Origin of the sequence: Nocardia sp. NPDC059236, from assembly GCF_042754085.1 — a bacterium.
Classification (GTDB): domain Bacteria; phylum Actinomycetota; class Actinomycetes; order Mycobacteriales; family Mycobacteriaceae; genus Nocardia.
On the sequence record NZ_JBHZAF010000014.1, the window covers coordinates 1 to 14,013 of the forward strand.

General features: G+C 67.5%; 12 protein-coding genes, 1 tRNA gene and 2 pseudogenes. 5 read left to right on the forward strand and 10 right to left on the reverse strand.

Going from position 1 to position 14,013, the window contains the following annotated elements; all coding sequences use genetic code 11:
- Together ACFXIV_RS31170 and ACFXIV_RS31175 are read left to right on the forward strand one after the other, a co-directional pair.
- Positions 1 to 325: pseudogene (locus ACFXIV_RS31170) on the forward strand (Fe-S oxidoreductase); the annotation flags it as partial.
- A 205-nt stretch (positions 326 to 530) separates the two neighbouring features.
- The gene (locus tag ACFXIV_RS31175) at positions 531 to 1,292 is read left to right on the forward strand and encodes a copper homeostasis protein CutC (protein WP_379404280.1); all 762 of its coding nucleotides are present in this window, start codon (positions 531 to 533) and stop codon (positions 1,290 to 1,292) included.
- Between the two features lie 497 nt (positions 1,293 to 1,789).
- Here ACFXIV_RS31175 and ACFXIV_RS31180 read toward each other — a convergent pair.
- From ACFXIV_RS31180 to ACFXIV_RS31190, 3 genes and pseudogenes are all read right to left on the reverse strand, one after another.
- Positions 1,790 to 3,091, reverse strand: a pseudogene (locus ACFXIV_RS31180) (YibE/F family protein); the annotation flags it as partial.
- A 585-nt stretch (positions 3,092 to 3,676) separates the two neighbouring features.
- Entirely contained in the window at positions 3,677 to 4,936 is a 1,260-nt protein-coding gene (locus ACFXIV_RS31185) for a pyridoxal phosphate-dependent aminotransferase (protein WP_379390644.1), read from the reverse strand.
- 67 nt (positions 4,937 to 5,003) lie between these two features.
- The gene (locus tag ACFXIV_RS31190) at positions 5,004 to 6,365 is read right to left on the reverse strand and encodes an XRE family transcriptional regulator (protein ID WP_379404278.1); all 1,362 of its coding nucleotides are present in this window, start codon (positions 6,363 to 6,365) and stop codon (positions 5,004 to 5,006) included.
- A gap of 256 nt (positions 6,366 to 6,621) precedes the next feature.
- On the opposite strand from ACFXIV_RS31190, the gene ACFXIV_RS31195 reads away from it, so the two are divergent.
- Positions 6,622 to 7,071 carry a hypothetical protein gene (locus tag ACFXIV_RS31195; protein ID WP_379404276.1) on the forward strand — a complete coding sequence of 150 codons (450 nt, stop codon included), beginning with the start codon at positions 6,622 to 6,624 and terminating at the stop codon, positions 7,069 to 7,071.
- Positions 7,072 to 7,190: 119 nt separating this feature from the next.
- On the opposite strand, the gene ACFXIV_RS31200 is transcribed toward ACFXIV_RS31195, so the two are convergent.
- From ACFXIV_RS31200 to ctaD, 3 genes are all read right to left on the reverse strand, one after another.
- The gene (locus tag ACFXIV_RS31200) at positions 7,191 to 8,600 is read right to left on the reverse strand and encodes an Hsp70 family protein (protein WP_379404274.1); all 1,410 of its coding nucleotides are present in this window, start codon (positions 8,598 to 8,600) and stop codon (positions 7,191 to 7,193) included.
- Between the two features lie 180 nt (positions 8,601 to 8,780).
- Positions 8,781 to 9,353, reverse strand: coding sequence for a dCTP deaminase (gene dcd / locus ACFXIV_RS31205; RefSeq protein WP_379404272.1), 573 nt, complete (start codon positions 9,351 to 9,353; stop codon positions 8,781 to 8,783).
- A 128-nt stretch (positions 9,354 to 9,481) separates the two neighbouring features.
- The gene (gene ctaD, locus ACFXIV_RS31210; protein WP_379404270.1) at positions 9,482 to 11,236 is read right to left on the reverse strand and encodes a cytochrome c oxidase subunit I; all 1,755 of its coding nucleotides are present in this window, start codon (positions 11,234 to 11,236) and stop codon (positions 9,482 to 9,484) included.
- Between the two features lie 297 nt (positions 11,237 to 11,533).
- Here ctaD and ACFXIV_RS31215 point away from each other — a divergent pair.
- Positions 11,534 to 11,607: transfer RNA gene (locus tag ACFXIV_RS31215), tRNA-Gly, on the forward strand.
- Positions 11,608 to 11,678: 71 nt separating this feature from the next.
- Here ACFXIV_RS31215 and ACFXIV_RS31220 read toward each other — a convergent pair.
- From ACFXIV_RS31220 to ACFXIV_RS31235, 4 genes are all read right to left on the reverse strand, one after another.
- Positions 11,679 to 12,095, reverse strand: coding sequence for a hypothetical protein (locus ACFXIV_RS31220; RefSeq protein ID WP_379404268.1), 417 nt, complete (start codon positions 12,093 to 12,095; stop codon positions 11,679 to 11,681).
- Positions 12,096 to 12,234: 139 nt separating this feature from the next.
- Entirely contained in the window at positions 12,235 to 12,567 is a 333-nt protein-coding gene (locus tag ACFXIV_RS31225; RefSeq protein ID WP_354841288.1) for a hypothetical protein, read from the reverse strand.
- Positions 12,568 to 12,617: 50 nt separating this feature from the next.
- The gene (locus ACFXIV_RS31230) at positions 12,618 to 12,914 is read right to left on the reverse strand and encodes a hypothetical protein (protein WP_364609652.1); all 297 of its coding nucleotides are present in this window, start codon (positions 12,912 to 12,914) and stop codon (positions 12,618 to 12,620) included.
- A complete protein-coding gene (locus ACFXIV_RS31235) occupies positions 12,901 to 13,125 on the reverse strand; it encodes a hypothetical protein (RefSeq protein WP_379404266.1) in 225 nt (74 codons plus the stop codon). The genes ACFXIV_RS31230 and ACFXIV_RS31235 overlap by 14 nt, the downstream gene beginning before the upstream one ends.
- A gap of 103 nt (positions 13,126 to 13,228) precedes the next feature.
- On the opposite strand from ACFXIV_RS31235, the gene ACFXIV_RS31240 reads away from it, so the two are divergent.
- Positions 13,229 to 14,008: an alpha/beta fold hydrolase gene (locus ACFXIV_RS31240; protein WP_379404264.1), complete on the forward strand. Its 780-nt coding sequence runs from the start codon at positions 13,229 to 13,231 to the stop codon at positions 14,006 to 14,008.
- Positions 14,009 to 14,013 lie beyond the last annotated feature (5 nt).

Below are 14,013 nucleotides of genomic sequence, written 5' to 3' on the forward strand. Positions count from 1 at the left end.
GTCGGCTCCGGCCGCCGAGGCCAAGCCGTCCATCGCGCCCAAGGGTCTGGCCATGAAGTCCGGCCTCAAGCGCCCCGGCCCGAAGGCTCCCGGCGCCGCGGCCCCGGCCGCCGCTCCGGCTCCGGAAGCGCCTGCGGCTCCGGCGGATTCGGCTCCGGCCGAGGCCGCTCCGGCTCCGGCCGCCGAGCCCGCCGCCCCGGCCGCTACGGCCGCGACGGAGGGCAATGGCACCTCGGAGGGCAATGGCGCGGCCAAGCCGCCGGCCGCCAAGCCGGGTGGCCTCGGCTTCAAGTCGGGCATGAAGGCTCCGGGCCGGAAGAACTAGGCCCCGGCCCGAAACAGCGGGCAGCCGAACCTGATCGACGTGGGCGGCGCTACCGAGTGGTAGCGCCGCCCTCGTCGTTCCCGCCGCGTACCAGCCCGTTCGCGCCGATTCGCCGGGGCGCTGCGGCGGCAATTCACGGGCCATTCGCAGCCCGTTGGCTAATCTCAGGCAACATGACGGGCCGGAGTTCGCCATACTGCAAGGTATGACGGATGCGCGGGCGGTGCGGGTCGAGATCGGGGTGGAGTCTCTGGACGGGGTCCGGATCGCCGAACAGGCGGGGGCCGCACGGGTGGAATTGTGTACGGGGCTCACGGTCGGGGGACTCACACCCGGGCCGGCGCTCATCGAGGCGGCGGTCGAGGCGGCGGGGCACACGCAGGTGCACGTGCTGATCCGGCCGCGACCGGGCGATTTCCGCTACTCGGCCGACGAGGTGGCGCTGATGCGCACCGATATCGAGCGGGTGCGGGCGGCGGGTGCGCACGGGGTGGTGATCGGCGTCCTCGACGAGGACGGCCATGTCGACCCGGCCGCCAATACCGAGCTGCTGGCCGCCGCGGACGAGCTGGAGGTCACCTTCCACCGCGCGTTCGATGTGTGCGCGGATCCGTATGCGGGTTTCGACCAATTGCTGGAGCTGGGCTTCACCCGGTTGCTCACCTCGGGCCGCCAGGAGTCGGTGCTCGACGGCGCGGCCCTGATCGGCCGGCTGGTGACGCTGGCCGACGGCCGCATCGACGTGATGGCCTGCGGCGGCCTGCGGGCCGACAATGCCCGCCGGGTGATCGAGCTGACCGGAACCCGCGATCTGCATGCGGCCGTGCGCATTCCGGTGCCCGGCCGCCCGCAGTCCGACTCCGAGGTCTCCTTCGCCGAATTCGGAGTGCCCAGTGGCTTCGATCATTTCGCCACGGACGCCGACGGCGTATCGGCGCTCTGTGAGGCGGCGCGGAACACGCACTGACGGTCGCCGCCCAGAAATCAGGACCGGGAGTGCCGTCCGCCACGCGGCGGCTCGGGCGGCCATCCCTGATCATCGGAGAAGCCCTGATCCTGCTGCCGCCCCTGATCCTGCTGCCGGGCCTGGCCCCGCGTTCCCGAATCCGACCACGGCTCGCTCGGATTGAACCACGACGAGGTCGTGTACTGCCGCTCCTCCGGCGGATTCGGATTCGGCTGCACCACACCGGTTCTCGGCACCGTCGGCGGCTCACTCCCACCGGACACGCCGGGCTGGGCACCGGTTCGCGCCACCGGCTGTTCCCCGGTCCACGAATCCCGCTGTTGTGCACCGGTTCTCGGCACGGCCTGTTGCTCCCCGCTGTACGGTCCGCTCTGCTGAGCACCTCGGCGCACCACAGGTTGCGATCCCGAGGCGTACTCGCCGGCACTACGCATCGCGGGCCGGGATCCGGTGCGCGGCCCACCCGCGCGGCGCGGCGTATTCCGTTGCGCCCCCGCACTTCGCGTCCGCTTGGCGCCCGCACCCGCGCGCACCTCGGCCGGCTTGGCGCCCAGCGGCCGGGCCAGCAGTACCGCGATGGCGGTGGTGAGCGGCACCGACAGGGCCAGCGCGATACCGCCGACCGCCGACCGCGCGATCTCGATGCCCACCGCGTCGCCGGTCAGCACGTCCCGCATGGGCCGTCCGGCCACGCTGAACAGCAGCAGCAGCGGCAGCGCTCCACCGGCGTAGGCGAGCACCAGGGTGTAGACGGTACTGGCGATATGGTCCCGGCCGACCCGCATGGCCGCGGAGAAGATGCTGCGGCGGTTGGCCTGCTGGTCCAGCGCCGCCAGCTCGAAGGCGGCCGAGGCCTGGGTGATGGTGACATCGTTGAGCACACCGAGCGAGCCGATGATGAATCCGGCCAGTAGCAGCCCGGTAATGCTCACGTGCTGGATGTAGGCGGCGACATTGGTGTTCTGCTCTTCGGACAACCCGGTGAGATGGGTGACCTTCAACGACACCCAGGACAGCACCGCCGCCAGCACCATCGAGGTCAGCGTCCCCAGCAATGCCGAACTGGTGCGCAGATTCACCCCGTGCGCCAGATACAACACGGAGTAAAGGATCACCGCCCCCGCGACCAACGCCACCGGTATCGCCGGTTTCCCGTCCAGCAGCGCCGGCAGCAGGAACATCACCAGCACCCCGAATGCGATGACGAGCCCGATCAACGCCCGCAACCCCCGCCACCGCGCCACCGCGATGATGACCACCGCGAAAACGATCCCGATGATGCTCAACGGCAACCCACGCGCGAAATCATCGAACGAGTACAGCGTCGCCCCACCCGGATCCTGCGGCGTCTTCGGCGCCGCCTGCGGCACAATCCGAATCTTGTCCCCCACACTCAAATTCGGCTGATCCGGCGTAGGCGAATTGACGAAGACCGTCCAACTCCCCTTGTCCGCCCCCGAATCGATCGAGATCACACTCCGCGCACACTGCCGCTGAGCCGCCGCGAGCAACTCCGGCTCGACAGTGAAGACCTTCCCGTTCGACACATCCCCACAGGGCCCGAGATCCTGCTTGACCACGGTCCCCGCCTCGGAGTGCACCGCACCCCCGCCCCCATTCTGCATGGGCAACGGAATATCGATGTGCTGAGAACTAGGCCAAAGCCAAACCAGCCCAACAGCCACCGCCACCCCGATCACCGCCAATAGCCCGACAACGACACGGGCCGCATTCGTCCCAATAGCAATGGGTCCGGAGTGGTCATGATGATGGTGATGAGAGTGCTGGTGATCGCTCACCCGCAGAGCCTAAACGAAAACCATTCCTGACATGCTGAGAGGTTCGCCCCGCCCGTCAAACGAAGGTTTCTTCCCGACCCCCAAGGCGACAACTGATTTCGCAACGTTCGGGGTAACTCACCGGGCACCCCCAAAATCATCTCGGCTCCCAACGCAGGCACGGATGCGAAACCGACAACGGCTCCAAGCTGTCCGCTAAATACGCGGGGAGGCGGGGGAGCGGGAGGGGCGGCGGAGAGCAGGGGGATGTCTCCGCCGCCCGGGTCAGCGGCCCAGGGGGGGTAGGCCGGCTAACCAGGGCCGGACGGCCCAGGGGGGGTAGGCGGTCCGGCCGGGCACCTGAGTGCCGAGGACCACTGTACACAAAAGACGGTTCTTTGCGCTAGCTAAGTCTCTAAAAACCCAACTTTTTCGTACCAGCGGTTTGTTTTAGCCAGGGTCTCACCCGCGCCATCCACCCCGAGCAGGAGTGTCCACAGGCGGACAAGACCGAATAACCACAGGTCAGACCGGGTATTCGCGAAGGCGCGCCGGTACCCCGCCGTACCCCGCGCGTACTCGGTGGTCGAGAATTTCCGGCTGGAATTACTGGCGATAGCTCGCGAGGAAGTTCCCGAATCGCTCGATGGCGACCGAGAGATCGCGGGCCCAGGGCAGCGTGACGATGCGCAAGTGGTCATGGTGCGGCCAGTTGAACCCGGTCCCCTGCACCATCAGGATCTTCTCCTGCAGCAGCAGATCCAGCACCAGCTTCGAATCGTCGTGGATCTCATGGACTTCCGGGTCCAGCCGCGGGAACGCGTACAGCGCGCCGGTGGGCTTCACGCACGAGACGCCCGGAATGGTATTGAGCTTCTCCCAGGCCACATCCCGCTGCTCGAGCAGCCGCCCGCCCGGCAGCACCAGATCGTCGATGCTCTGATGTCCGCCCAGCGCCACCTGAATGGCATGCTGCGCGGGCACATTCGGGCACAGCCGGGTGGAGGCCAGCAGGTCGATGCCCTCCAGGAAGCCGCCCGCGTGATCCTTGGGACCGGTGATGACCAGCCAGCCCGAGCGGTAGCCCGCCACCCGGTACGCCTTGGACAGGCCGTTGAAGGTGAGGCACAGCAGGTCCGGGGCGAGCGTCGCCAGCGAGACGTGCTTGGCGCCGTCGTAGAGGATCTTGTCGTAGATCTCGTCGGCCAGCAGCAGCAGCTGATGCTTGCGGGCCAGGTCCACCACCTGCTGCAGCACCTCCGCGGAGTACACCGCGCCGGTGGGGTTGTTGGGGTTGATCACGACAATCGCCTTGGTCTTGTCGGTGATCTTGGATTCCATGTCGGCGATGTCCGGCTGCCAGCCATTGGACTCGTCGCACAGGTAGTGCACCGGGGTGCCGCCCGCGAGCGAGGTCATGGCCGTCCACAGCGGATAGTCCGGTGCGGGGATGAGCACCTCGTCGCCATTGTCGAGCAGCGCCTGCATGACGATGGTGATCAGCTCGGAGACGCCGTTGCCCAGGTAGACGTCGTCCACATCGAATTCCGGGAAGCCGGGCACCAATTCGTAGCGGGTGAAGATGGCCCGCCGCGCCGGCAGGATGCCCTTGGACTCCGAGTAGCCCTGCGCGTAGGGCAGCGCCGCGATCATGTCGCGCATGATGACGTCGGGCGCGTCGAATCCGAACGGCGCGGGATTGCCGATGTTCAGCTTCAGAATCCGGTGCCCCTCGGCCTCCAACCGTGCCGCGTGTGCGTGTACCGGACCCCGGATCTCGTAGAGCACGTTCTGGAGTTTGGTGGACTGTTCCAGGACGCGGGGGGACCGATGCGGAAGGTGACTCGATGGGCTCACCCCGTTAATGGTGCCATTCGCCCGCAACCAGGTTTCTTCGTGTCCAGCACAGGGCTACCGAACGGTAGCGGGGCGGCTACCTCGAGGTATCGGGCGGCAGCACGCTGCGGGCGGCGGTGGAGCCGCAGAAGTCCTCGATCCTCTCGTCCAGGTCCTGCGCTTCACCGGCGTCCCGGAACTCCGGGCCGGCCAGCCGCTGGCGCACCGCGCTGAGCCGTTCCTCCAACTGCGCGATCCGCATGTCCTCGTCCAGTTCCAGCACCGGCTCCAGGGCAGCGGCGGCGCCGTCGAGGCTGCCGTTGATCAGGTGGGCGGCCGCATTGTCCACCCGGGCCAGCGACTCCGCGCCGTAGGAGCGCTTGTCGGTCGGGCCGTTCACGTACAGGTCGATGGCCCGGCTGGTGGCGTCCAGGGCGGGCTCGGCCTGGCCCAGATGGATATAGGTGGCGCCGGCGTAGTAGTGACTCTTGGGCTGGTCGAACCCGAACACGCCGCCGACGTCGTCGTGCAGGTTGTCGCTGGATTCGCTGTCGCGGGCGTCGTCGGCGGCGCGGATGCAGCGCTCGGTGTCGGCGGTGCTGCCCAGCCGCGACCAGATGCGGGCCTCGATGTTCAGCAGCCGCACCCGCGAGGTCGCGGATTCGGCGTAGCGCTGGCCGCTCTGGGCCAGCAGGACCGCGCGGCGCGGCCGCTCGGACCGGTACTCGATGAGCGCCTGCATGCCGCGGGTCCAGGCGCGCAGCGGATCGTGCTCGCACAGTTCGGCGTAAGCCCAAGCGGCCCTTGCCTGTTCACCGGCCGCGTCGAAATAGCCCAGATCCGTACTGGCATTCGCCAGCAGACCGGACAGGGTGCCCGCCAAAAGGTACAGGTGCGCCGTATCGGACGGACGCTGATGGCCTTCCAGCAACCGGTAGACCCGACGCCGCACCCGCAGCATCTCCACCATCATCGGCACCGGCGGCATGTGTACGTAATCGTTGGCGATGCGCGTGACATCCGCATCGAGCTGTTCCAGCAGGGTCGCACCCACATTGGTGCCCTCGGCCCTCCCCGCGTGCTCGCTTGCTTCGTGAGCAGCCGCCATGATCAGATCCCTCTCCGAAATCGCCGCTAACGCATCGCCCCTCATCGCACCCGTATCGACGAGTGCCAGCAGTTCCGCGTCGCTGGAATAACTGGCCTGCGCCGGCATCCCGCTCCGAAACTCGGAACCGCCTTGGCGCACATCGAAACCGGGAACGGCGGGGCGGTCGATCAAGGGCTGGTCGATCAAGGCCGCGAACCGTGCCCGCACAACATCGTCGGACCTGGCAAGGGAAGTATCGAGGGCGGCCTGATTGATGGGGCGGGGATGCACCCGATCGCCCCCGGCCTCCCATTTCGAGACCAGTCGTTCGTGCACACCCAGGTGGGCGGCGAACTCCCGGATACTCATGCGTTTGGCATCGCGGAGGGCCCGGGCCTCTTTGCCTGACCAGTGCCGGACCACGGTGCCATCCCTTCCGAACGAACTCCGAACTCCAGGGTACGAGCGGAAAGTGGCCGCGACCACATCCGAAACCTTCTCGGTACCAGGCGTTATACGCACCGGTAATAGTGGCGGCGGAAAGGCAGCGGAATGCGGGTGTACGGGCGTTCTCACCGTGGCCCCCGGCAGGCGACCCTGGTGACCGGGGGAAGGAGGCGGGGACGTGAACGCGGACAGGCTCAGGACAGTCGAGGACTGGGTTTCCTACTACCGGCACGAGTTCGGGCTGCCGGTCATCGAACGCGGCGGATTCGTCATGCTTCCCGTCACCGCGCAGATCGGGGTGCTACACCTACCGGTCGCGCGGGCCGAAATGGTGCGCGGCGCACTGCAACAGCAACGCTGCGGCGGGCCCATGCTGGCCCGGCAGATTCGCTGGAGCTTTCTGGCCGAACCGGATTCGCGGCCCGGCGACCAGATCATGATGGCGCTCAACCGGCTCGATATCGGCATTCCGGCCATCGGCAGCGCGGTCATGCTCCCCACCGGCCTCGGCCGCTGGACGCGCGAGGGCTGCCACTGGGTGACGCCACCCGCACGTGATTCCGAACTCCCACCCCTGTCGGCGATCATCACGACAGCTCTGGCGGTGGGAGCGGAAAGCGAGGACTGAACGCAGCCGGTCCTCGCACCACCGAGTCCGCCCCTCCTGGCAGTCGACGGGGCGGACTCGGCTCTTTTCGATGAGTCTGGCCCACAACGGCTTTCGGGCTCGACAGGGAGCGAAGGACGTCAGCGCGCCTGCTGGGGCGGGGCCGGGGGGAAGAGCGGGGGGAGGGTGGGGACGACCACGGGCGGGAGGCCCGGGATGATCGTGATGGTGTTCGGGCCGGGCGTGGTGGTGGGGGCCTCGGTGGTGGTGGTGTAGAGGTGAGGCTGGGGTGCGGCCAGGGACTCGTTGGTGGCGTCGGTGGTGGTGGTGGGCGACGCGGCCGCGGGTTCGGTGGCGGGGCGGGTGGTGCTGGCCGGGACCGAGCTGGTGACGGCGTCCTGGCGCTGCGAATCATGGGTCAGGACTTGGGATCCCCAGCCGAGGGTGATGCCGATGGCGGCCACCACGACGAGCGCGCCGACGGCGACGCCGGCCAGGCTGACCTCACGGCGGCGGCCGAATTTCTCCGCCGCACCCGGGTGGGCCGGCCAGGACTGGCTGGGCTCCGAGGGTGTGGGTACGGCGTCCTCGCGCGGGGCGGTGGGGAACGGCGCGGGTGCGGGCCGGTGCAGGACCGGGCGGGCCAGCATGGCCGCGCCGCGGGTGACCACGGTGTCGGGGGCGGCCGGGACGATGACGGGGACACCCAGCCAGCGTCGTAAAACCTTTGCCACCAGCGGAATCTGGGCGCAGCCGCCGAGCAGGGCGACCGCCTGCACCGGCTGCTCGGAGCGCAGGATGACATCGCGCGTCATGCGTGCGGAGGATTCGACGGCCAGCATGATGAGGGCCTCGAAGTTCTCCTGCGACAGCAGCACCAGGCCCTCGGTGGAGGGCAGTGCCACCGCGCTGCTGCTGGAGAGCTGCTCCTTGGCCTCGCGGCAGAGCTTGTCGAGCGCGATGAGCCCGGTGTGGTCCGGCGGATGTGCGATTCGCCCGGAGGCGATCTGCTGTTCGCGGATCAGCGCGTCGAGGTAGTCGCCGCTGATATCGCTGGTGCGTTCGCTGAAGCAGACCTGCCGGGTGCCGGTATCGACGACCGTCACCGACAACCCGGACGCGCCTAGGTCATAGAGCGCGACGGTGCCGAAACCCTGCAGCTCCCCGGAGTATTCGAGGAATTCCAGCGCCGCCACCACGTCGGGCACCAGCTCGTAATTGGTGAACTGCCGCCGCGCCAGCTCGGCCCGGATGGCCCGCGCGTGATTCTCGTCCCGGTAGGCGATGGCGGTGGCGCTGATCCGCGAATCCGCGGCGAGCACCGCCCCGACCGCGTCGGCGACCAGCTCGTCGACCCGGCGTTCCCCGACCGGCACCGCCTGCACGTCGAACGCGTCCGGCGGGCCGTCGAATCCGCTGCGGGCCCGGGCGTATCGCTGCTGCGGGGGCGCGCCGAAATTGCGTGCGGCCTGTTCGGCGGAATCGCCGGTGAACGGACGTGCGACGCGAACCGCGCCCGCCCCCACCGAAACTCCCAGAACCGAACTCATCCGCTGCCCATCTCGTCGACACACACCCGTCGTCGCCACCTTACGACGTACCGGGCCATCCGTACACCCGCGTACCCGCCCATCGGGCGGCGTATTCGCGCCACGGACGACGGTCAACTGTCCAGGCAGCGGCCGAATTACGCCGAGCGCCGGGTCGAAACCGCTACCCCGTAATGCAACTCACTTGGACACGGGAAAATTCAGATAGGCCCGCGACGGTGTCGGCCCCCGCTGACCCTGATATTTCGAGCCCGCCGCGGCACTGCCGTACGGGTGCTCGGCCGGACTGGTGAGCCGGATAAGACACAGCTGCCCGATTTTCATGCCGGGCCACAGGGTGATCGGCAGGTTCGCCACATTCGACAGTTCCAGCGTGATGTGCCCGCTGAATCCGGGATCGATGAAGCCCGCGGTGGAGTGGGTCAGCAGGCCCAGGCGGCCCAGGCTGGACTTGCCCTCCAGCCGGCCGGCCAGATCGTCGGGCAGCGAGCACACCTCGAGCGTGGAGCCGAGCACGAATTCGCCGGGATGCAGCACGAACGGCTCCCCCGCGGCCGGTTCCACCAGGGTGGTCAGCTCGTCCTGCCGCTGCGCCGGATCGATATGCGTGTAGCGGGTGTTGTTGAACACCCGGAAGAGACTGTCCAGCCGCACATCGATACTCGACGGCTGCACCAGCTTCTCGTCGAACGGCTCGACCCCGAGACGTCCATTGGCGATTTCCTTACGGATGTCGCGATCACTAAGCAGCACTGTGCCATTTTGCCCTCCGCTTCGCTCCGGGCGGTTCGCGGCCCCCAAGGTCTCGTTCGTCCCTCCCTCTGCTCCTCCGCTGCGCTCCGTCGCTCCGCTCAGTCCAGAACGAGACGGGCCGCGAACTTTCAGTACTCTACCGGCGGGTTTTCCTGCGTGGACACCTCGATGACCTGTTTCGGTTTACGCAGTCCCCAGGTGGCGTGGGCCTCGGCGCGCATGCGGGGGACCATGTGCGGGTAATGCAGTTCGAATGCCGGGCGCTCGGAGCGGATGCGCGGCAGTTCGTAGAAGTTGTGCCGGGGCGGCGGGCAGGTGGTGGCCCATTCCAGGGAATTACCGTAACCCCACGGGTCGTCGACGGTTACCACTTCGCCGTAGCGGTAGCTCTTGAAGACATTCCACACGAACGTGACCATCGAGAATCCGAGGATGAACGAGCCGATGGTGGAAACGGTATTGAGCGTGGTGAATCCGTCGCTCGGCAGGTAATCCGCGTAGCGGCGCGGCATGCCCTGGTTACCCAGCCAGTGCTGCACCAGGAACGTGGTGTGGAAACCAAGGAACGTGGTCCAGAAATGCAGTTTCCCGAGCCGTTCGTCCAGCAGCCGCCCGGTCATCTTGGGGAACCAGAAGTAGATGCCGGCGAAGGTGGCGAACACGATGGTGCCGAACAGCACGTAATGGAAATGCGCCACAACGAAATACGTGTCCGAGACGTGGAAGTCCAGCGGCGGCGAGGCCAGGATGACGCCCGAGAGCCCGCCGAAGAGGAATGTCACCAGGAAGCCCACCGAGAACAGCATGGGTGTCTCGAAGGTCAGCTGCCCGCGCCACATGGTGCCGACCCAGTTGAAGAACTTCACCCCCGTCGGCACCGCGATGAGGAAGGTCATGAACGAGAAGAACGGCAGCAGCACCGATCCCGTCGCGTACATGTGGTGTGCCCATACCGCGATGGACAGCGCGCCGATGGCCAGCGTCGCGTACACCAGCGTGGTGTAGCCGAACAGCGGCTTGCGGCTGAACACCGGGAAGATCTCGGTCACGATGCCGAAGAACGGCAGCGCCACGATATAGACCTCGGGATGCCCGAAGAACCAGAACAGATGCTGGTAGAGGATGACCCCGCCATTGGCCGAGTCGTAGATGTGTCCGCCCAGGTGCCGGTCCACCTCCAGGCCCATGAGCGCCGCGGTGAGAATCGGAAACGCCAGCAGCACAAGCACACTCGTGACCAGGATATTCCAGGTGAAGATGGGCATGCGCCACATGGTCATGCCGGGGCAGCGCAGGCAGATGACCGTGGTGATCATATTGACCCCGCCCAGGATGGTGCCGACGCCGGACACCGCCACGCCCATGATCCACAGGTCCGCGCCCACGCCCGGTGCGTGTTCGGCCAGGCTGAGCGGGGTGTAGGCGGTCCAGCCGAAGTCCGCCGCGCCGCCCGGCGTGATGAATCCGGCGGTCGCCATGGTGGCCCCGAACAGGTAGAGCCAGTAGCTGAGCGCGTTCAACCGCGGAAAGGCGACATCCGGCGCGCCGATCTGGAGCGGCAGCACCGCATTGGCGAATCCGAAGACGATGGGCGTCGCATAGAACAGCAGCATGATGGTGCCGTGCATGGTGAACAGCTGGTTGAACTGTTCCGGCGTCAGGAACTGCATGCCCGGCCGCGCCAGCTCCGTCCGCATCAGCAGCGCCATCAGGCCGCCGACCAGGAAGAACGCCATGGCAGTGAACAGGTACATGTTCCCGAGCATTTTGGGATCGGTGGTGGTGATGGCCTTCCACAGATACGACCCCTGGGGTCCCATCCGCCGTGGAAATGGCCGCACGGGTTCGAGCTCGGGAACTTCACGAGCGGGCACCGCGGTCATACGTCCTCCTCGACCGCCGAGCAGGAGCACCGAGCGCACGCTTCAGCTAACGTTCAGCGCATCCAAACTTCCTGTGGTGGACGGGTTTTCGACCCTGCGGGCCAGTCTACGACCGCCCGTACGCGGAACCAGCTGCTTCTGCGAAAGAGCTCCGCGATCTTCGGCGCGTCGCCCCGGACACGGGGACCTGGGGTGTGGACACACCCGCACTCACTCGCCCGCGACCTGCGAGGAGATCCGAGAATTTGCACCGGGTGAGAAGTGGTCTGATAGAGTCGCGTGCGCAAGCAGGACCGCGCCGGTGTGGTGTAGTGGCAACACGCTACCTTCCCAAGGTCGAATTGCGGGTTCGATTCCCGTCACCGGCTCCATGTGAAAGGCCCCCGTCCTACGGACGGGGGCCTTTTACATGTCACAGCAGGACTTTCCGCATGTCATCGCGCTACTTGACGCACTCCGTGGCGATTCGCTTGGTGGCCTTGCCCGCCTTGATCAGATCCTCGGTGCCGAGGCTGACCTTGGCCGGGTTGGTGCCGTTGGCGCTGTCGATGATCTTCTGGATGCCGCTGTCCGACAGGCCTTCCTGAAGGTAGATATTGGCGACACAGTCCGCGGTCGGCTGACTGAGTTTGCCCTTGTCCTGCAAGGCTTTCGAGATCTGCTCGGCGGTCAGCGCGCTGCCGCCCGGGCTGGTGGTCGCCCCCGCCGAGGTGGTGGGCGCGCCGGACACGCTGGTCGCGGCCGCCGAGGTGGCCGTCACCGCGGTCGTGGTGGCGGGGGTGGCCGATTGCTGGTCATTGCTGCACGCGGACAGCAGCGGCAGCGCCAGCAGCGCCACCACGACGACGAATTTCCGCATTTGTGATCCCTCCCGGACGCCGGGCCGATCCCGGTCGATGCTGAGATTGCACACCGGCACCCGGGAGTTAACAAGCGGAGATCGAAAACCGCGGGCCACCAAGGCCCCTGGCGATCGCGCTACCGCGGTGACCGGGGCGCTACTGCGCCGACTGCATGCAGGCGGTGACGATCTTGGTGGCCGCGGCCTGCGCCTTGTCCGTGTCGTCCTTGCTCATACCGGCCGACTCCATGTCCGTCACATTGCCGGACTTGGCGTCGTTCTTGATCATGCGACGCAGTCCGTCCTGCGAAATACCCTGGTCCACGAAGACTTTCGCGGCGCAGTCGGCGAACTTGGCTTCGAGACCACCGGCCTGCAGGGATTTGGACACATCAGCCTGGGTGACATCGGCGGGCTTGTCGCCGCTGCCGCCGCACGCGGCCAGCAGGGGAAGCGCGACGAGCGCGGCGGCCAACAAGGAAATGCGCACTGGTGCCTCTACTCTCGAGGTTCGACGGGAGAACTGCCGCAGGCACCCTCTCACAGATCCATGGCGGCGCGCAGCGCTGTGTCGATTCGCTCGGCCGTTTCGCTGTCGACTTCGGCGATGCGACGCTCCAACCAGCCCCGATAGATGCGGCCCAGATTGCCGGCGTGGACCCAGCCGTGGCCGGGAATGGGCACGGCCAGGATGTCCCGGGGATCCCCGGCCTCGACCTCGGCGGCGATCAGCCAGGGGCGCGGCGACTCGTTGATGCCGTCGCTCGAGATGAGGATGATGGTGCGGGTTCGGGTGGTGCCGTGCGGGTGGTAGACCCAGAGTTCACCCCTGCGCACGCAGCTCCTTTTCGGCGGCGAGCTGTTCCGCCTCGTCGGCCGCGGCGAGTTCGACCGGGTCCGGCACCGGGCCGCACCCCAGCCGCACGGCTTCGCGGCGCGCGGCGCGGGAAATCCACGCCGACGGCGACATGCCCGCGCGAGCGGCGGCGTCCTGTGCATAGGACCAGGCCGCCTCGTCCAGCGACAGTGTCACTTTCCGGGTTGCCATACCTTTTATCGTACCGCCGGAGCAGAGTTTTCCCGCCTGTTGGCGACACGTCAACAACTGTAGGGTGAGACTCGCAGGGGATCAGGACAGGGGAGAGTCGCGCATGACGAAGTTGAACCATTACCGGACCGGCAGCGGCGACCCCCTCGTGCTCGTGCACGGCGTCGGCAGCCGCTGGCAGGTGTGGGAGCCGATCATCGGCGCCCTGGCCGAATCCTTCGACGTGATCGCGGTGGACCTGCCCGGATTCGGCGACAGCGCACCGATCGAGCACACCACCGTCTCCACCCTCGCCGATGCCCTGGTCGATTTCCTCGCCGCCGAGGGCATCGAGAATCCGCATCTGGCAGGCAATTCCATGGGCGGCGGCATCGTGCTGGACCTGGCCGCGCGGGGCCTGGCGCGCTCGGTCACCGCCTACTCCCCCATCGCGTTCTGGGACACCGCGGGCCGCGTCTGGTGCCAGCAGGCGCTGGGCCGCGCCAAACAGCTCTCCAGGGTGCTGCATCCGGCCGTGCCCGCGGTGCTCGGAAACATCGTCGGCCGTTCCACTTTCCTCGGGCTGGTGTTCGGCAAGCCCTGGGCGATCGACGCCCAAGTGGCCGTGGACACCGTCGAGGGCCTGCTCGGCGCGGCGGGCTTCGATGCCGCGCTGGCCTCCTTCACCGACTTCCGGCTCCCCGACCGCACCGCCCTCGGCGACATCCCGATCACCATCGCCTGGGGCAACCGTGACATTCTGCTCACGTACGCCACGCAGTCCCGGCGCGCCCGCGCGGAACTGCCCGGCGCGCGGCACGTCACCCTGCACGGCAGCGGCCATACGCCCTTCTTCGACGATCCGGCCGGCTGTGCGCGCCTGCTCCTGGACCAGCTCGGATAAGGAAA